The sequence below is a fragment of the Streptomyces sp. NPDC051738 genome, assembly GCF_044453205.1.
Classification (GTDB): Bacteria; Actinomycetota; Actinomycetes; order Streptomycetales; family Streptomycetaceae; genus Streptomyces.
The window spans coordinates 157,796-174,399 of record NZ_JBITCM010000011.1 but is presented as its reverse complement, the minus strand read 5'-3'; the positions used below and the strand labels follow the sequence as shown (position 1 = coordinate 174,399).

Annotated in this window: 16 protein-coding genes; 6 read left to right on the top strand and 10 right to left on the bottom strand. The window is 72.3% G+C overall.

Features of this window, described 5'->3' with window-relative positions; genetic code table 11:
- Positions 1 to 2: 2 nt before the first annotated feature.
- Together ACIA8X_RS25900 and ACIA8X_RS25895 are read right to left on the bottom strand one after the other, a co-directional pair.
- Complete coding sequence (locus ACIA8X_RS25900) at positions 3 to 1,181, bottom strand: acyl-CoA dehydrogenase family protein (protein ID WP_399459197.1); 1,179 nt, start codon at positions 1,179 to 1,181, stop codon at positions 3 to 5.
- A gap of 138 nt (positions 1,182 to 1,319) precedes the next feature.
- Entirely contained in the window at positions 1,320 to 1,694 is a 375-nt protein-coding gene (locus ACIA8X_RS25895) for a ferredoxin (protein WP_393443547.1), read from the bottom strand.
- Positions 1,695 to 1,803: 109 nt separating this feature from the next.
- Between ACIA8X_RS25895 and ACIA8X_RS25890 the strand changes: the two genes are divergently transcribed.
- On the top strand, positions 1,804 to 2,133 hold the full coding sequence (locus ACIA8X_RS25890; protein ID WP_393443549.1) for a DUF6479 family protein: 330 nt from the start codon (positions 1,804 to 1,806) through the stop codon (positions 2,131 to 2,133).
- Between the two features lie 27 nt (positions 2,134 to 2,160).
- On the opposite strand, the gene ACIA8X_RS25885 is transcribed toward ACIA8X_RS25890, so the two are convergent.
- On the bottom strand, positions 2,161 to 2,532 hold the full coding sequence (locus ACIA8X_RS25885) for a hypothetical protein (protein ID WP_393443551.1): 372 nt from the start codon (positions 2,530 to 2,532) through the stop codon (positions 2,161 to 2,163).
- 111 nt (positions 2,533 to 2,643) lie between these two features.
- Between ACIA8X_RS25885 and ppk2 the strand changes: the two genes are divergently transcribed.
- The gene (gene ppk2 / locus ACIA8X_RS25880; RefSeq protein ID WP_393443553.1) at positions 2,644 to 3,447 is read left to right on the top strand and encodes a polyphosphate kinase 2; all 804 of its coding nucleotides are present in this window, start codon (positions 2,644 to 2,646) and stop codon (positions 3,445 to 3,447) included.
- 27 nt (positions 3,448 to 3,474) lie between these two features.
- Here ppk2 and ACIA8X_RS25875 read toward each other — a convergent pair whose 3' ends face one another.
- From ACIA8X_RS25875 to ACIA8X_RS25860, 4 genes are all read right to left on the bottom strand, one after another.
- On the bottom strand, positions 3,475 to 4,356 hold the full coding sequence (locus ACIA8X_RS25875; RefSeq protein ID WP_393443555.1) for a universal stress protein: 882 nt from the start codon (positions 4,354 to 4,356) through the stop codon (positions 3,475 to 3,477).
- Between the two features lie 143 nt (positions 4,357 to 4,499).
- Positions 4,500 to 6,818 carry a glycoside hydrolase family 65 protein gene (locus tag ACIA8X_RS25870; protein WP_393444360.1) on the bottom strand — a complete coding sequence of 773 codons (2,319 nt, stop codon included), beginning with the start codon at positions 6,816 to 6,818 and terminating at the stop codon, positions 4,500 to 4,502.
- Between the two features lie 197 nt (positions 6,819 to 7,015).
- Positions 7,016 to 7,807, bottom strand: a complete 792-nt coding sequence (locus tag ACIA8X_RS25865; RefSeq protein WP_399459196.1) for an HAD family hydrolase — start codon at positions 7,805 to 7,807, stop codon at positions 7,016 to 7,018.
- 402 nt (positions 7,808 to 8,209) lie between these two features.
- On the bottom strand, positions 8,210 to 9,064 hold the full coding sequence (locus tag ACIA8X_RS25860; RefSeq protein ID WP_399459255.1) for a LysR family transcriptional regulator: 855 nt from the start codon (positions 9,062 to 9,064) through the stop codon (positions 8,210 to 8,212).
- An 83-nt stretch (positions 9,065 to 9,147) separates the two neighbouring features.
- Here ACIA8X_RS25860 and ACIA8X_RS25855 point away from each other — a divergent pair, with 83 nt between their 5' ends.
- Entirely contained in the window at positions 9,148 to 10,065 is a 918-nt protein-coding gene (locus tag ACIA8X_RS25855) for an EamA family transporter (RefSeq protein ID WP_399459195.1), read from the top strand.
- A gap of 76 nt (positions 10,066 to 10,141) precedes the next feature.
- Here ACIA8X_RS25855 and ACIA8X_RS25850 read toward each other — a convergent pair whose 3' ends face one another.
- Together ACIA8X_RS25850 and ACIA8X_RS25845 are read right to left on the bottom strand one after the other, a co-directional pair.
- Positions 10,142 to 11,410, bottom strand: coding sequence for a DUF418 domain-containing protein (locus ACIA8X_RS25850; RefSeq protein ID WP_399459194.1), 1,269 nt, complete (start codon positions 11,408 to 11,410; stop codon positions 10,142 to 10,144).
- 97 nt (positions 11,411 to 11,507) lie between these two features.
- Positions 11,508 to 12,038, bottom strand: coding sequence for a hypothetical protein (locus ACIA8X_RS25845; protein WP_393443563.1), 531 nt, complete (start codon positions 12,036 to 12,038; stop codon positions 11,508 to 11,510).
- Positions 12,039 to 12,299: 261 nt separating this feature from the next.
- On the opposite strand from ACIA8X_RS25845, the gene ACIA8X_RS25840 reads away from it, so the two are divergent.
- The 3 genes from ACIA8X_RS25840 to ACIA8X_RS25830 all read left to right on the top strand — a co-directional run bounded on the left by ACIA8X_RS25840 (position 12,300) and on the right by ACIA8X_RS25830 (position 16,185).
- The gene (locus tag ACIA8X_RS25840) at positions 12,300 to 12,971 is read left to right on the top strand and encodes a response regulator (protein WP_393443565.1); all 672 of its coding nucleotides are present in this window, start codon (positions 12,300 to 12,302) and stop codon (positions 12,969 to 12,971) included.
- On the top strand, positions 12,968 to 14,092 hold the full coding sequence (locus tag ACIA8X_RS25835) for a sensor histidine kinase (protein WP_399459193.1): 1,125 nt from the start codon (positions 12,968 to 12,970) through the stop codon (positions 14,090 to 14,092). The genes ACIA8X_RS25840 and ACIA8X_RS25835 overlap by 4 nt, the downstream gene beginning before the upstream one ends.
- Before the next feature lie 137 nt (positions 14,093 to 14,229).
- A complete protein-coding gene (locus ACIA8X_RS25830) occupies positions 14,230 to 16,185 on the top strand; it encodes a protein-arginine deiminase domain-containing protein (protein ID WP_399459192.1) in 1,956 nt (651 codons plus the stop codon).
- A 69-nt stretch (positions 16,186 to 16,254) separates the two neighbouring features.
- Here the strand turns inward: ACIA8X_RS25830 and ACIA8X_RS25825 are convergent, their stop codons facing one another.
- The gene (locus tag ACIA8X_RS25825; protein ID WP_393444364.1) at positions 16,255 to 16,503 is read right to left on the bottom strand and encodes a hypothetical protein; all 249 of its coding nucleotides are present in this window, start codon (positions 16,501 to 16,503) and stop codon (positions 16,255 to 16,257) included.
- Positions 16,504 to 16,604: the final 101 nt, after the last annotated feature.

Below are 16,604 nucleotides of genomic sequence, written 5' to 3'. Positions count from 1 at the left end.
GGCTAACGCCGCACCCTCGGCATCCCCAGCCCGATCCACGAGATGATCTCGCGCTGGATCTCGTTGTTGCCGCCGCCGAAGGTGAAGATCACGGCCGAGCGGTAGCCGCGCTCCAGTTCCCCCTGCAGCACCGCCCCCGCCGAGCCCTCCTTCAGCGCCCCCGGCGCGGCGACGATCTCCATCAGCCACGCGTACGCGTCCCGGCGCGCCTCGGAGCCGTAGACCTTGACGGCGGAGGCGTCCTGCGGGGTGAGCGTGCCCTCCTGGACGGCGCTGACCATCTGCCAGTTGAGGAGCTTGAGGGCGTCGAGCTTGGTGTGGGTCTGGGCCAGGCGGCGGCGCACCCAGGGAAGGTCGATCACCCGGCGGCCGTCGGCGAGCTTGGTCTCCATGGCCCAGCGCTGGACGTCGTGCAGGGCGCGGATCGCCATCGTGCCGTGGGCGGCGAGGGTGACGCGCTCGTGGTTGAGCTGGTTGGTGATCAGGCGCCAGCCCTGGTTCTCGGCGCCGACGCGGCGGGCGACGGGGACGCGGACGTTCTCGTAGTAGCTGGCCGTGGTGTCGTGGGAGGCGAGGGTGTTGATGAGGGTGCAGGAGTAGCCGGGGTCGGTGGTCGGGACGAGAAGCATCGTGATGCCCTTGTGCGGCGGGGCGTCCGGGTCGGTGCGGACGGCCAGCCAGACCCAGTCGGCCGTGTCGCCGTTGGTCGTCCAGATCTTCTGGCCGTTGACGACGTACTCGTCGCCGTCGCGCACGGCCCGCGTCTTCAGCGAGGCCAGGTCCGTGCCCGCGTCGGGCTCGCTGTAGCCGATCGCGAAGTCGATCTCGCCGGTGAGGATCTTCGGCAGGAAGTACGCCTTCTGCTCGTCCGTGCCGAACTGCATGATCGTCGGGCCGACGGTGTTGAGCGCCATCAGGGGCAGCGGTACGCCCGCCTGGGCCGCCTCGTCGAAGAAGATGAACTGTTCCATCGTGGTCAGTCCGCGTCCGCCGTACTCCTTGGGCCAGCCCACGCCGAGCCAGCCGTCCGCGCCGAGCCGACGGATCGTCTTGCGGTAGTGGCGCTTCTGGGCGGCCGGGTCGGTGAAGCGGGGGTGCGCGAGGTCCGGGGCCAACTTGGCGAAGTAGTCACGCAGTTCGCTGCGCAGCCGCTGCTGCTCGGGCGTGTATTCGAGGTGCACGGCGCCTCCAGGCTCCCAGGAGCGGTCCTGACGGCGCACACCGTAGAACGTGTTTCAGAAATTGGGAATGGCGAGGAGCCGGGGGATCCGGTGGACTCGGTCGAGTGGGCTCAGTCGAGTGGACTCAGTCGAGTGGACTCAGTCGAGCGTGGCCATGAACTCCGTGCAGGCCCGTGCGCAGTCCCGGCACGCCTGCGCGGCGTCCTCCGCGTCCGGGTGCCGGTCGAAGGCGTGGGCGCACTCCAGGTTCACCGTCCGGGTCCACTCCAGCTGGGCGCGCAGGGCGGACTCGTCCAGTTGGTTCTGCTCGGCCAGCATCCGGCAGGTCGCGTCACACACCTCGGCGCACATGATGCCCTTGCGGCGCAGGAGTTCCTGTTCCTCGGTCCCGTCCGGATCCACCAGGCTCGCGCGCAGGGCACAGGCCCGGGCGCACTCGGTGCAGGCCTGCGCGCACGCGAAACGGTCCTCCAGGAACTGGACGAGCTGCTGCTGGGACGTTGTCTGTGTCACGCAGGTCGGGTAGCCGGTCCGGGTCGCGCCAAACCCGGTGCGGGTTCACGTCGGAGGCCAGGGGTACTCGCGGCCCATGACCATCGCATCCATCACTCCTGTCGAGTCAATGGCACCCGTCGTATCCATCGCGTCTGCGCACATAGCCGCGAAAGGCGCGCTCGGCATCGGCCTGCTCGTCGCCGGTCTGGCCGTCGTCGCGCTCCTCATCGGCGCCTTCGTGCTGGGCGCCCGGATCCGGCGCCGGGAACCGCCTCCGCCCCGACCCGAGGAGCAGCCCCGGCTGCCCGAGGACGGCCCGGTCCACGAGGTCCGGGAGCACCGGGAGCCCTCCGAGGTGCCCAAGAGTGACCATCGGCTGACCCCGCACGAGATGCCCGCCCACGGCAACAGCCCGACTCGTCCGAGTCAGTCGCGGGAACGGCGTCGCTGGGGCTAGGGCGGCAGTGGGTCGTTCGTCCAGCTGTCAGCGTCGGCCGTCGTCGGCGAACCTCCGCGCGAGGTCCCGGTAGTGCTCCGCCACCCGGCCCGCCTGGGCACCGGTGACGACGGAGCCCGGCATGGCGCCCAGCCGTTCGATCTCCTCGGCGAGGCGCAGGTGCTGCGCATGGGCGTGCTCACGGCAGGCCAGGCAGGTGACGCTCTCGGGCCGCGGTGAGGTCATGGCGTACGGCACCCGCAGCCCACAGCCGGTGGCGACCGTCTCCGGCAGGTCTCCGACCAGGCCGAACGTGGCGGCCAGGAGGTCACGCGCGCGTGCGTCGGAGCGGGGCAGCTTCTTCTCGACGTGGATGTGCGGGCTGGTGGCGTCGTCCTGCGGCCCTGTGGGCGAGTCCATCGGTTCCTGCCTGACAGCTTCGGTGGGTCCGGGTCGGTCCACTCGCAGGGTACGTTCGCGCGGGCCGGCGGCCGGAGTGCGGGGCCCGTCGTCGGTCAGTACGGTGCTTGCATGGCCGGCGACAAGGCGGAGAAGCTGCCGCGAAAGACGTACGAGAAGGAACTGCTGCGCCTGCAGACGGAGTTGGTGAAACTGCAGGAGTGGGTGCGTGCGGAGGGCGCCCGCCTGGTCATCGTGTTCGAGGGGCGGGACGCGGCGGGCAAGGGCGGCACCATCAAGCGGGTCACGGAACATCTCAACCCGCGGGTGGCACGGATCGCGGCCCTGCCCAAGCCGACCGAGCGCGAGCGCGGCCAGTGGTACTTCCAGCGGTACATCAATCATCTGCCGGCCGCCGGCGAGATCGTGCTGTTCGACCGCAGCTGGTACAACCGGGCCGGCGTCGAGCGAGTCATGGACTTCTGCACCAAGGAGGAGTACCAGCTCTTCCTGCGCCAGTGCCCCCTCTTCGAGCGGATGCTGGTGGAGGCCGGGATCCTGCTGCGCAAGTACTGGTTCTCGGTGAGCGACGAGGAGCAGCAGGAACGCTTCCGGCGCCGGTTGGAGGACCCGGTGCGGCGCTGGAAGCTGTCCCCGATGGACCTGGAGTCGATCTCCCGCTGGGAGGAGTACTCCCGGGCCAAGGACGAGATGATGGTGCACACCGACATCAGCGAGGCGCCGTGGTACGTCGTCGAGAGCGACGACAAACGCCGGGCCCGGCTGAACATGATCGCCCATCTGCTGAGCACCGTGCCGTACCAGGACGTGCCCCCACCGGTCCTGGACCTGCCCGAGCGGCCGGAGTCGACCGGCTATCGGCGACCGCCGCGCGATCTGCAGAACTACGTCCCCGACCATGCGGCGACCCTCTGAACCGGGCGCTCGGGCGGCTCGTCGCCCTCAGTCCTCCCCGGACCGGACGACTGCGACCGGGCAGTGCGCGTGGTGCAGCAGGGCCTGGCTCACCGAGCCCAGCAGCAGCCCGGCGAACCCGCCCCGGCCACGAGCCCCGGCCACGACGAGCCGGGCGTCGGCGCTGGCCTCGATGAGGGTGTGGCGGATCCGGCCGCGCACCAGCCTGCGGTCCACGGCGACGTCGGGGTAGCGCTCCCGCAGCCCGCCCAGCGCCTCGGCCAGCACCCGTTCCTCCTCGTCGTGCAGCCGGTCCTCGTCGTACGTCACGAAGGGCGGGTCGGACGGCTGGTCGTAGGCGCGGTCGGTCCGGGTACTCCAGGCGTGCAGCGCCACCAGGTCCGTTCCGTACGCGGCCGCGTGGGCGAAGGCGAATTCGACGGCGCCCCGGGCCGCGGGCGAGCCGTCGACGGCGAGCAGCACCGGCCCGGCCGGGTCCGGCCTGCCGCGCACCACCAGCACCGGGCAGGCGGCGTGCGCGGCCAGATGACCTGCGGTGGAGCCGAGCAGCAGCTCGCCGAACCGGCTCAGGCCCCGGCTGCCGACCACGGCCAGGGACGCCGTGCGCGACTCGATCTCCAGCACCGTCACCGGCTCTCCGACGACGATCTCGCGCATGATCGCGACGTCCGGAGCCGTCTCGTGAGCGCGCCGCTCGGCCTTGGCGAGCGTGCCGTCGATCAGCTCGCGCACCCCGCCGCCGCTCGGCTCCCAGATCCGCCCGCCAGGCGGAATGTGCGCGGCCGGCCAGCCGAAGGCGTGCACCAGCCGGAGCCCCACGCCCCACAGCCCGGCCTCACGCGCCGCGACCTCCACGGCGGCCATGCTCGACGGCGAACCGTCCACTCCTACGACAACCGGGCCGCTCATCGCGCTCCCCTTTCCGTGCGGGATCCGCGGGCCGTACGCCTTCCTGCACGCCGGGTCGGTGGACTCTCCCCGCCCGCCCCGCGCGGGCCGTCGGCTCTTGTCTCCAGCCTCTCCCGGCCGGCCGCCTCCCGCACAGGGCCGGGTCAGTCGGGAAGGACCAGCCGCCCCGTCTCCCCCGGCTGCAGGGTCACCTCGCGGCCCGGCAGCCGGACGCCGATCGGTGAGACGTCGTGGGACGGGACCGCGACCTCCAGCAGTCCGCGTTCCAGACGTAGCCGTACGCCCCAGTTGCCCTGATAACGCAGAGCGAACCCGTAGGAGGACAGCTCGGGCAGCGGCACGGGGTCGAGCCACAGTGCGCCGCCCCGGGTCTCCAGGCCGGTCAGCCCGCGCTGGACGAGGTCGAGGGTGCCCGCCATGGCGCCCAGGTGGATGCCCTCGCCGGTGGTGCCGCCCTGTACGTCGGCGATGTCGCCCTGGAGGGCCTCCTGGCAGAACTTCCATGCCTCACTGCGTCGGCACCGGGCCAGCACCCAGCCGTGCACCAGGCCGCTGAGGGTGGAGCCGTGGCTGGTGCGGTGCATGTAGTAGTCGACGGTGCGCCGCCACATGTCCTCGTCCAGCCGGACCCCCAACCGGCGGAACAGGCCCTCCAGTTCGGCCGGCGCGAAGAGGTACCCGAGCATCAGGACGTCGGCCTGTTTGGAGGCCTGGTAGCGGTTGACGGTGTCGCCCTCCGCCTCCAGGATCCGGTCCAGCCGCCGGATGTCGCCGTACCGCTCGCGGTAGCGGTTCCAGTCGAGCTCGGCGAGGTCGCCGTAGCCCGCGAACTGGCTGATGACGTCGTCGTGAAGGGGGACGTGGAGCGTGCGCGAGACGTCCTCCCACCGTTCGAGTTCGCCCCCGTCCAGGCCTGCGCGCTCGACGAGTTCGCGTCGGCGGGGCTCGGGCAGGATGGCGAGCAGCTCCATGGTCCGGGTGAGTACCCAGGCGGCCGTGACATTCGTGTACGAGTTGTCGTCGAGGCCGGGCACGGCGGCGTCCGGGTAGGACTCGTGGTACTCGTCGGGGCCGACGACGCCCTTGATGCGGTGGCGGCCCAGGCTCTCGTCGTAGACCGCCTTGTCGGCCCAGAAGCGGGCGATCTGCACCAGCATCTCGGCGCCCTTGGTGTGCAGGAACTCCATGTCGCCGCTCGCCTCGCAGTACTGCCACACGTTGTACGCGATCGCCGAACCGACATGGTGCTGGAGATGGGAGTGGTCGGGCAGCCAGCGTCCCGAGCGCGGGTTGAGATGGAGCTGTTGGGTCTCCTCACGCCCGTCGCTGCCGCTCTGCCACGGGTACATGGCGCCCCGGCGGCCCTCTGCCCCGGCGCTCGTGCGGGCCTGTTCGAGACGGCGGTGGCGGTAGCGGAGCAGGGCGCGGGAGACCTCCGGGAAGTGCAGGTTGAGAAAGGGCAGGACGAACAGCTCGTCCCAGAAGACGTGTCCGCGGTAGGCCTCTCCGTGCAGTCCCCGGGCGGGCACGCCGACGTCGAGGTCGGCGGTGTGTGGGGAGAGGGTCTGCAGGACGTGGAAGAGGTGCAGCCGCAGGATGCGGCCCGACTCGCCGGGGACGTCCAGTTCGGCGCGGCGCCAGAGCTGACCCCAGGCGGTGCGGTGCGTGTCGGCCAGCGCCTCGAAGCCGGGGGCCCGGCCCACCCGGTCGACGGCGGCGTGCAGCGGGTCGCTGATCGCCGGGTCACGGGAGGTGTGCAGGGCCACTGTCTTGTCGACGGTGACGGTGTGGCCGGGCACCATGTGGAGCGTCAACCGCTGGATGGCGTACGGCCGTTCATGGCGGATCGTGAGGGGAGTCTCGGCGTCGCCCTGAGCGGTCAGTCGGGCCGCGATGCCGATCCGGGTGTCGGAGGTGCGGGTTCGGCAGCGCAGCCAGACCGTGTCCGGGGCGGCCGTGCCGGTGTGGATGTGGGTGAGATGACGGCCGTCGAGGTCCCGGTAGCGCGGCACTCCGGAGTTGGTGACCGAGCCGTCGAGGGCCGCCTCCACCTCGAGCGGGCCGGCGAACCCCTCGGCCGTGAACTCGGTGCGCAGGGCGGCGAGATGAGGGTCTCCCATGTGCACCATCCGGTGCTGACGCACCGTCAACACCCGGTTTCCGCCGAGGTCGTACCGCGTCCGGCGCTCCAGCAGGCCCACGGACAGATGCAACAGCTGCCGGTGGTCGAGCACGGGTGTGGAGTCGGGGGCGATCCAGTGGCCGCCGGGTAGACGGAAGCGCAGGGGCAGCCAGTTGGGGACGTTGACCATGTCCTCGTTCTCCACCCGGCGGCCCGCGACCTTGGAGGTGAGGCGGTTGTAGATGCCGGCCACATAGGTTCCCGGGTAGTGGACGTCGTCGGCGGCGCACTCGGGCAGCACGCCCCGGGTGGCGAAGTAGCCGTTGCCCAGCGTGCACAGCGATTCCCGGAGGCGTTCGTCGGCGGGCTGGTAGCCCTCGTACTCCCAGCTCCAGCCCGCCGCTTCGTGCCCCGGGCTCCAGCCCTTCCCCTCGACCCCCGGGCTCCAGGCGGTCCCCTCGGCCCCCGGGCTCCAACCCTTCCTCTCAGCCTCCGGGCTCCATCCCGTCCCTTCCGCCTCCGGGTTCCGGTCATCCGTCACTTCGGCGCTCCTCCCGCGCAGAGTTCTCCGAGGTCCTGCACGACGATGTCGGCGCCGTGCCGCAGCAGCCGGGCCCCGGTGTCCGCGCCGGCGGCCCGGTCCACGCCGACCACCAGGGCGAAGCCGCCGCGCCGGCCCGCCTCGACACCGGCCAGCGCGTCCTCGACGACGGCGGCCCGGTCGGCGGGAACACCGAGCCGGCGGACCGCCTCCAGGAACAGGTCGGGCTCCGGCTTGCCCGGAAGGCCCAGCCGGGCGGCCTCACCGCCGTCCACCAGGGCGTCGAACAGGTCGAGCACCCCTGCCCGGCGCAGCAGCTCGCCGGCGTGCCGGGAGGCGGAGGCGGCGGCACGGGGCACTCCTGCGGCGCGCAGCGCCTTCACCAGCCGTATGGTCCCCGGGTAGGCGTCGACGCCCTGCTCACGCAGGCGCTGCGTGAAGTGGCGCTCCTTGTCCGCGGCGACGGCCCGAACCGTCTCTGCCGACGTCTCGATGCCGCGTGCGGCGAGGAAGGCCTCGGCTCCGTCGAGGCGGGACTTGCCGTCGACGTGGCGCAGATAGTCGTCCCGTTCGTCGAAGGGGCGGCGCAGGTCGGGGTCCTCGGGCGGGTGATCGTGCAGGAAGGCGTCGAAGGCCTCCTTCCAGGCGGCGGCGTGCACCCTGGCCGAGTCGGTGATCACCCCGTCGGTGTCGAAGACGACGGCATGTACGTCACGCAAGGCGGGGGCGAGCGCGTCGCTGGACGTGTCGGGGGTGCGGGACGTGTCGGGGCTGTGGGGCAGCTGCATCGGTCACCACCGCCGCGGCGGGACGACTACCCGGCCGGGTGCCGCGCGACACGGTGCGGGCAGGGCCATCCGGGGATGCCCGCTCGCGATGGCGTCACGGAACGCGAACCGCACGGCCTCCTCACCTCCGCTCGACGGCTGTCCCGCGCCCGGCGGGATCCGCTCATGGGTACCCGCCAGGCCCGTCTTGTCACCTCCGGTCGCCGCCTGCTGCCGCAACGGCGGCGAACGGAGACGAACGGCCCTGGCGCATCCGCCGCGCCCGTGGTGTGCTGGAGGTGACGGGAAGGACCCAGGAAGACGCGGAGAAACGGCTGGCGGCCGTGCACCGCGCAATCAGGATCCGCGAGAAGTGGATGGGGCCCTTCCCGCCCCATGCTGTGGCCCGGTTGTGGCCCGGCGTCAGCCGCCCCGGTACAGCGCCGTGAGCAGCTCGATCGCCGCCTGCGCGGCGGGATGCGGGTCGTCACGCCACCAGGCCAGTCGGACGGCGATGGGCTCGGCGTCCCGTACCGGCCGGTAGACGACGCCGGGGCGCGGGTACTGGTTGGCGGTGGCCTCGGCGGTCACGCCGACGCAGCGGCCGGTGGCGATCACCGTGAGCCAGTCGTCGACGTCGTGCGTCTCCTCGGTCACCGGTCGCGCATCGGGCGGCCACAGGTCGGAGGTCGTGGTCCCGGTGCGGCGGTCGACCAGGAGGGTACGGCCGCTGAGGTCGGCCAGCCGGACGGCGCGGCGCCGGGCCAGCGGGTCGTCGGCGGCCACGGCGCACAGCCGCCGCTCCAGCCCGACGATGGCGGAGTCGAACCGCCGGTCGTCCACCGGCCGGCGTACGACGGACAGGTCGCAGGCGCCCTCCGCGAGCCCCGCGGTGGTCGAGTTGTGGCGCACGAGGTGCAGATCGGTCCCGGGTTGTGCGGCGGCCCAGCGGCGCTGGAAGGCGGGGGTGTGCCGGCCGAGCGCCGCCCAGGCGTAGCCCATCCGCAGCCGGGCGTGCCCGGATGTGGCCTCCCGGACCAGGTCGTCCAGTTCGCCGAGCACGCGCCGGGCGTGCGCCAGGACCCGCAGCCCGGTGCCGGTCGGGGTCACCTCGCGGGAGGTCCGACGCAACAGCCGTACGCCCAGGGCGCGTTCGAGGGAGGCCAGCGAGCGGGAGACGGCCGCCTGGGAGACGCCGAGGGTGAGGGCGGCGTCGGTGAAGGTGCCCTCGTCGACGATCGCGACGAGACAGCGCAGCTGCCTCAGCTCCACATCCATGACCGACGGATCCATGACTCAAGCGTATAGCTGGGGTCGTCCACGCATTTTGCGCAAGGATGGCACGGCCCCACGATGGGCGCATGCGCACCCGCACCGCATCAGCGCCCACTCCGACGCCAGCCTCCGCGCCCTCGCTCGCGGCCTCACCCGCGGCCCCCGAGCCGCCCGGCGGACGTCTCGCCGGTGTGGCCACCATGGTCGGCAGCGGTCTGTCCAACCAGACCGGCGCCGCCATCGGTTCCCTCGCCTTCCCCGTCCTCGGTCCCGTCGGCGTCGTCGCCGTCCGCCAGTACGTCGCCGCCCTGGTCCTGCTGGCCGTCGGCAGGCCGAGGCTGCGCAATTTCACGTGGCGTCAGTGGTGGCCGGTCGTCCTGCTGGCGCTGGTGCTCGGCACCATGAACCTCTCGCTGTACTCCGCGATCGACCGCGTCGGCCTGGGCCTGGCGGTGACCCTGGAGTTCCTCGGCCCGCTCGCCATCGCACTGGCGACCTCCCGCCGACGGATGGACGTCTGCTGCGCGGTCATCGCCGCGGCCGGCGTCGTCACCCTGATGCGCCCGCAGCCCTCGGCCGACTACCTCGGGATGGCCCTGGGCCTGCTGGCCGCCGGCTGCTGGGCGTCGTACATCCTGCTCAACCGCACCGTCGGCCGACGCATACCCGGAGCGCAGGGTGCGGCGGCCGCGTCCTGCCTGTCCGCCCTGATGTTCCTGCCGATCGGTGTCGTCGTCGCCCTCCGTCATCCGCCGACGGCCGGCGCCGTCGCCTGCGCGGTCGCCGCCGGTGTCCTGTCCTCGGCCGTGCCGTACCTCGCGGACCTGTTCACCCTGCGCCATGTCCCGGCCCGGGCCTTCGGGCTGTTCATGAGCGTCAACCCGGTCCTCGCGGCCTTGGTCGGCCTGATCGGTCTGGGCCAGGGTCTTGGGGCGCCGGAGTGGGCGGCCATCGGTGCCATCGTGGCCGCCAACGCGCTCAGCATTCTGACGTCGAGGGGCTGACGCGTCGAGGGGCCGACGCGCAGGCGTGCGGGGCAGCCGGGGGCGGCCGCCCCCGGAGGCACGTCCCGCCGGACCCTCACCGCACCAGCTCCGCGACCTTGGTGGCCTTGCCGAGGAGCCACTCCAGCGGTCCCCGGCGGAAGTGACGGGACCACAGCACGGCGAACACGGTGACCGCGACGATGAAGCCCAGCAGGACGTGCAGCGGGGATCCGGGCAGTTCCTCGATGCCGAGGAACTGGATGGCGACCACGTGGAGGACGTAGGCGGTCAGGGACATCGTGCCGACCGCGATCACCGGGCGGACCAGGCGGTGGAAGCGCGGGAAGGCGTCGACGGCCGCGATGCACGCGACCAGCACCGCCAGGGCCACACCGGTGTTGGCCACGACCGACAGGGTCGTCTCACTGTGCGGCGAGGCCACCAGGAGACCGTACGGGGTGTCACCGCTCGGGTAGCCCCAGGTGTCCGACCACCAGGCCGACGCGGCCGATCCGCCCTCGCCCCAACCGCCGTCGCTCAGCTTCGACAGGGCGCCGGGGACCAGGTGCAGGGCCAGCCATGAGCCGCCGTAGCCGAGCGCGGCCAGCAGGACACCGGTGATCGCGAGACGGACGCGTACGGCGGTGGCGGCCAGGTCGAGACGGGCCACGGCCATGCCGGCGATGACGAAGGGGATCCAGGTCAGGGCCGGGTAGCTGCCGGTGAACAGCAGGGAGACGATGCCGTCGCCGCCTTCGGGCCAGGCCCCTGTGCCGCCGCCCACCGCGCCACCCGAGCCGCCGTAGACGCCGCCCGAGTTCAGGGCCTGCTGGACGACGTGGAGGACCTGCGGCAGGATCAGCGCGCCCGCCGCGGCGATGATCGCCAGTGCGCGGGCACCCAGCCGGTACAACGGGAGCACCAGCAGGAAGTACAGGCCGTAGAAGGCGAGGATCACCTCGACCGGGGTGCCGCTCATGGTGAGCGCGGTGCCCACGACCAGCAGGATGAGCGCCCGGACGACCACCTTGGCAACCGCCTGGCGGCCCGCCCGGCCCGTCTTCGGGGCACGCCGCCCCGTGATCAGCATGATCGAGAAGCCGGCCAGGAAGGCGAAGAGCGCGGAGGCGCGGCCGTGCGCCAGCTCCATCAGGTGCCCGGTGACGCCGCCCTCGGAGGGGTCGGGGCCGACATGGGCCGCGTACATGCCGTAGACCGCGAGGCCTCGGGCCAGGTCCACGCCGATCAGGCGTCCCACCTGGGAGCGTCCGGTCCGCGCGGCGGCGGCCTGGTCACTCGCCGGGGTTTCGGGACGGGCGGCATCGGGCGCGACGAGTGCCGTGTCATGTGCGTTCTGGGTCATGTTCCCAGGCTGGAGAGCGGCCTGAGCCCGGTGTATCCGGCGAGTGTCCGGTCCGTCCCCGCCGACCGGCGGGCGCGCCCCCGCCGGAAGGGGGCCGCTACTTGATGAGCGCGTTGGCCACCACGACGATCACCCCGAGCAGCGCGTCCACACCGCCGACGGCCAGCGCGGAGCCCAAGGAGCGGCCCGCCGCCCGAGTCGCGGTGAGGCCCCAGCCGAAGAGCAGCACGATGTTGAAGCCGAACGCCACGTACTCGATCCCCTCGGACCGCCACCAGCCCCAGCCGGCCCCGAGCAGCATCACCGCCGTGGGCAGGGCCGCCGCCAGGACCGGCCACTCGTCCAGCAGCACACGCAGGGCTCCCCGTACGCCCGGCCGGGAGCCGTCGCCGCGTCGGGCGATGATGTGCGCGTAGCCGTGCGCGAGCGCCGAGGCCGCCGCGGTGATCAGCAGCCACTTGGCGTCGTTCAGCCGCTCGGGGCGGCCGGTTTCGCCGTACTGCGTGAGCGCGGCGACCAGCGAGCTGGCCAGCACAGCCCCGTACACACCTCCGAACAGCACGTTGGGCTGGGCGGCGGCGCGGCGCAGGCCGCGGACGCAGTGGCGGAGGGAGGGGAGGGCACGCATCCGTCCACGACAACCGATCGGACGCGGGCACCGCCATCCGTCACACCACCGGAACCACCCCACCCCCCGGTCCCCATGAACCCCCCGGTCGGCTGGTCCCGTCCCCCCGAGTGGCGGGAGTACCAGGCCGAGCCGTCTCCCACCGCGCGTGACGCTCTACGGTCGGGTTTACCGTCGGAGCGACGGTGCCGACGATCAGCGTCGGCCGAGCGTGCGGCCGGCGTCGTACGCACAGCACGACAACGACGAGGCGGGACACGCGTGATCCGGGTAGTGGTGGTGGACGACGAGGCCCTGGTGCGGTCCGGCTTCAAGCTCATCCTCGGCGCGGCCGACGACATCGAGGTCGTCGCCACCACGCAGGGCGCAGAGGCGGTCGACACGGTGCGGCGGGAGCGGCCGGACGTCGTGCTGCTCGACATCCGGATGCCGGACGTCGACGGGCTGACCGTGCTGCGGCGGCTGCGTACGCTGCCGGAGCCGCCGGTGGTGGCGATGCTGACGACGTTCGACGCCGACGAGTACATCCTCACCGCGCTGCGCACCGGCGCGGCCGGGTTCCTGCTCAAGGACACCGAGCCGGAGCAACTCGCCCAGCTGGTCCGGACGTTGGCCGCGGGCGGGGTGGTCCTGTCACCGAAGGCCTCCCGCGCCGTCTGGCAGAACCACCCCGGCGCCGCCACAGCGGACGACGCCGAGGCCCGCCGTGTCGGGCTGCTGACCGAACGGGAGCGCGAGGTGCTCGTCCTGATCGCGGAGGGGCTCTCCAACGCCGACATCGGTGCCCGCATCCACCTCAGCGCCGGCACGGTCAAGGACCATGTGAGCGCCATTCTCACCAAGCTGCGGGTCGGCAGCCGGGTCCGGGCGGCCCTGCTCGCCCAGCGGGCCGGGCTGCTCGACGAGGTGCCGCGCTCGGGGGCGGAGCGATGACCGCGCGCCGGCCGTGGTGGGCGCGTGTCCCGGCTCCGGTCGTCGACGCCCTGGTGGTGGCCGTCGCGGTCGCGGACGTCTGGTTCAGCCTGGGCGACGAGGGCGGTGTGGAGCTGGCGACGGCCGCGCTCGCCTGTCTCGCGCTCGCCGTCCGCCGGCGCTTCCCGCTCGCGGTGTTCCTGCTGACGCTCCCGGCCAGCCTGATGCTGGACATCGTGTTCGCCCCGTTCGCCGCGCTGTTCACCCTGGCCGAGCGGTCCCGCGACCGACGGCTCCTCATCGGCTGCGCCGTGCTCTTCGCCCTCGCCTCCGCGGCCCCGTGGCCGCTCGACGAACTCGCCTCGCACGACCGCACCTGGACCCTGGTCTACTTCTTCTACACGCTGGCCACCGCCGCGACGCCCGTCCTGCTGGGCCAACTCCTCCAGGCCCGACGGGACCTGGCAGGCCGGCTCGTGGAGATCGAGGAGGCCCGCGAACACGAACGGCTGCTGCACTCCCAGGCGGTCCTGGCCCGCGAGCGCGCCCAGCTCGCCCGCGAGATGCACGACGTCGTCTCCCACCAGGTCAGCCTGATCGCCGTACAGGCCGGTGCCCTCCAAGTCGCAGCCCGCGACCCGGACATCAAGGAGGGCGTCCGCACCATCCGCTCCCTGAGCGTCGACACGCTCGACGAACTGCGCCACATGGTCACGCTGCTGCGCGCCTCCGGCGGCCACGCCACCGAGCTGACCCCGCAGCCCACGCTCGCCGACCTGCGCAAGCTCGTCGCGAACAGCGGCATCACCGCGGACCTCACCGGTGAACTCCCGCCGGACATCGGCACACCCGCGCAGCGGGCGCTGTACCGCACGGTCCAGGAAGCCCTCACCAACGTCCGCAAACACGCCCCGGGCGCCGCCGCGACGGTACGGCTGTGGCGGGCCGACGACGGTGCGGCTGTGGGCGTGACCGTGACGAACACGCCGCCCACTCGCCCTTCGCTGCCTCTGCCCGGCTCGCACCAGGGTCTGGTCGGTCTGAGGGAGCGGGCCGAACTCCTCGACGGCACCTTCGAGTCAGGGCCCACCGCCGACGGCGGCTACCAGGTACGGCTGCGGCTCCCGGCCCGCGCCGACTGACGTCTGCACGTCATCTCTCCCCACCCTGGTGGGAGTCGCCGTCAGACCCAGGTATGAACTGTCGTCCCACAGTGAACGCACAGTGTGCGTTCGCCCTCTTGCACGGCGAAACACCCCCCACCTGGAAGGGATACGCCGTGCGCAGACGTACGCGTATACGTACGACCCCTGCGGGACAGGTGCTCCTCGCCCTCACCGCGACCGGCTCCGTGCTCGCCACCCCTCTCTCCCCCGCCTTCGCGGCACCGTCGGCCGCGACCGCCGACCTCCGAGCGGACGTCGACCGCGACGGACGGGTCGACGTCACCGGCGACACCGACACGGCCGGTGAGGACAGCTGGTCCGTCGGCCGGGGAGCGGTCTACCTCCCCAACATCGACGACGACACCAAGCGCTGCCCGGTCAAGGGCCCGGACGGTCGGCCGCTGTCGGACGCCAAGCTGGCCGCCTGCAATGACGCCGCCGACAAGAAGGTCAACGGCGGTGCCGACGCCGCCGATCTCGCGCGGGTCCGCTCGGTACCGATGCCGGGCCTGGCGTCCGGCGCCAAGGGCAGCGTGCAGGTGACGGCCGGGGCCAAGCACACCCGGGTCTTCCTCAAGCGCTCCGGTGCCTGGGTCCTGGTCACGGCCGACACTCGTCTCTCGGCGGCCGAGTTGCGCTCCGGCGTGGAGTTCGGCGTCGAGGCCACCGACATCATCCGGGACACCGCGAAGTGGGACGGCCGGGCGGTGATCCGGCTGAGCGTGACGTCCGCCGGCCGGACCACGTCCGACACGGTCACCCTGCGCGTCGCCCCGCTCCTGACCCACCACCACCTGCAGAACGCCCAGCAGGTCATGGTCACCAAGCTGCCCGGCAACAGCTCCGCCGACCGGCCCTACCGGCAGTTCGTGAAGAACCTGGAGACGGAGGTGCGGCGCGCCGGCATCACCAAGCCGCTCGTGACCTTCGAGAAGTACGGCGACATCTGGGCGCAGGACTTCGTCGAGCCGGCCTACGTCAGCATGGCCGGCCCGGGCGGGCGACGGCACGCGATGCGCGTGATGCTGCGCTCGGCGCAGCCCGATCGTGAGGCGGGCCGGGAGCTGTTCGAGAAGGTGCGCGGCCGGGACGTCGGGGTGGTGCAGGTCTCCGGTGTGCGCGACTCGGAGGAGGGGACGCTCAACTCCACGGGGAACCTGGAGACCATTCCGCCCTACACCCACGGCGGACGCTCCTTCCCGGCCGGACGCGTCATCATGGGCCACCGCAAGGACACGGGTTCCAAGCCGGCGCTGGCGATGCGCACCCTGCTGAAGTCCCAGGGCCTGCAGGACCCGCTCCTGCTGGACACCTCATGGCTGGGCGTCGGCCATGTCGACGAGTTCGTGCAGTTCCTGCCCGCCGACACCCCGCGCGGCTGGCGCATAGGGGTCGCCGACCCGAAGGCCGGGCTGAAACTGCTGCGCGACGCACAGCGGGACGGCCACGGCGGGACCAAGATGTTCTCCGTGCCCCGCCTGGCAGACCAGCCGGCGCCGAAGGAGACCATCGACCAGGCCCTCGCCACCCGGCACTTCGTGGCCGACAACACCATGGCCGCCGAGCGCATCGAGGCCAACCTCGACATCCTCAGGCGCGAGACCGGCGTCACCGACGACGAGATCGTGCGGGTGCCGGGCCTGTACACCCGGGAGTCCGCGATGTCGGCGGCCGACGGACAGGACGTGCCCGTGCCGCGTCTGACCCGCATGGGCGGCGCCCCGGCACTGGTGGACACCCTCGGCCGGTACGGCCAGCAGAAGTGGCTGGACAAGGGCAGCGGCGCCTCCGCCGCCCCGGCCGCCGCCGTCCCGACCAGCGCCTACGTCCCTGGGGCCGTCAACGGCGTCCTGCTCGCCCGCGACCGCTATCTCGCCCCGCGCCAGTGGGGTCCGGTCATCGGCGGCAAGGACATCTTCACGCAGGCCGTCACCGCCGTGTACACGCGCGCCGGTCTGAAGGTGTCGTACATCGACGACTGGTACACCTACCACCTGGGCATGGGCGAGGTGCACTGCGGCACCAACACCCTGCGGGACGCCTCCGCGGCCTGGTGGAAGTCGAACTGACGGCTGCACTGACGGCTTTGTGGTCCGCGCCTGCCGGTGCGGGCGCGGACCGCATCCTCTCCCGCGCGGCTACACCTCGATGTGCGAGCCCATGATGACCGTTCGGTCGCGCGGGAGGCCGAAGTACTCGGCGGCGTCGGCCGTGATGTAGGAGGTGGCGATGAACAGCCGCTTGCGCCAGGAGGCCATGGTGGATTCCTTGCCGCGCCGGAGCTCGATCTTCGACAGGAAGTAGGACGCCTCGTCGAGCCGCAACGGCCCTTCGGTCGAGGACGGGTCGAGCAGCGCCAGGGTGCCGGGCACGTCCGGGGTCTCCATGTAGCCGAACCGGGCCGGTAGCCGAACCGGGCCGTGACGTGGATGATCCCGTCGTCGGCGTAGCCCAGGTCGTCCACGACGACCCGCTGGTCGGCCAGGAC

What these genes read in the sequence shown, in the direction of transcription:
- ACIA8X_RS25860 (WP_399459255.1), bottom strand. Translation starts at nt 9,064, where the DNA reads ATGGATGTGGAGCTGAGGCAGCTGCGCTGTCTCGTCGCGATCGTCGAC.
- ACIA8X_RS25825 (WP_393444364.1), bottom strand. Translation starts at nt 16,503, where the DNA reads ATGGAGACCCCGGACGTGCCCGGCACCCTGGCGCTGCTCGACCCGTCC.
- ACIA8X_RS25850 (WP_399459194.1), bottom strand. Translation starts at nt 11,410, where the DNA reads ATGACCCAGAACGCACATGACACGGCACTCGTCGCGCCCGATGCCGCC.
- ACIA8X_RS25845 (WP_393443563.1), bottom strand. Translation starts at nt 12,038, where the DNA reads ATGCGTGCCCTCCCCTCCCTCCGCCACTGCGTCCGCGGCCTGCGCCGC.
- ACIA8X_RS25875 (WP_393443555.1), bottom strand. Translation starts at nt 4,356, where the DNA reads ATGAGCGGCCCGGTTGTCGTAGGAGTGGACGGTTCGCCGTCGAGCATG.
- ACIA8X_RS25835 (WP_399459193.1), top strand. Translation starts at nt 12,968, where the DNA reads ATGACCGCGCGCCGGCCGTGGTGGGCGCGTGTCCCGGCTCCGGTCGTC.
- ACIA8X_RS25855 (WP_399459195.1), top strand. Translation starts at nt 9,148, where the DNA reads ATGCGCACCCGCACCGCATCAGCGCCCACTCCGACGCCAGCCTCCGCG.
- ppk2 (WP_393443553.1), top strand. Translation starts at nt 2,644, where the DNA reads ATGGCCGGCGACAAGGCGGAGAAGCTGCCGCGAAAGACGTACGAGAAG.
- ACIA8X_RS25865 (WP_399459196.1), bottom strand. Translation starts at nt 7,807, where the DNA reads ATGCAGCTGCCCCACAGCCCCGACACGTCCCGCACCCCCGACACGTCC.
- ACIA8X_RS25885 (WP_393443551.1), bottom strand. Translation starts at nt 2,532, where the DNA reads ATGGACTCGCCCACAGGGCCGCAGGACGACGCCACCAGCCCGCACATC.
- ACIA8X_RS25890 (WP_393443549.1), top strand. Translation starts at nt 1,804, where the DNA reads ATGGCACCCGTCGTATCCATCGCGTCTGCGCACATAGCCGCGAAAGGC.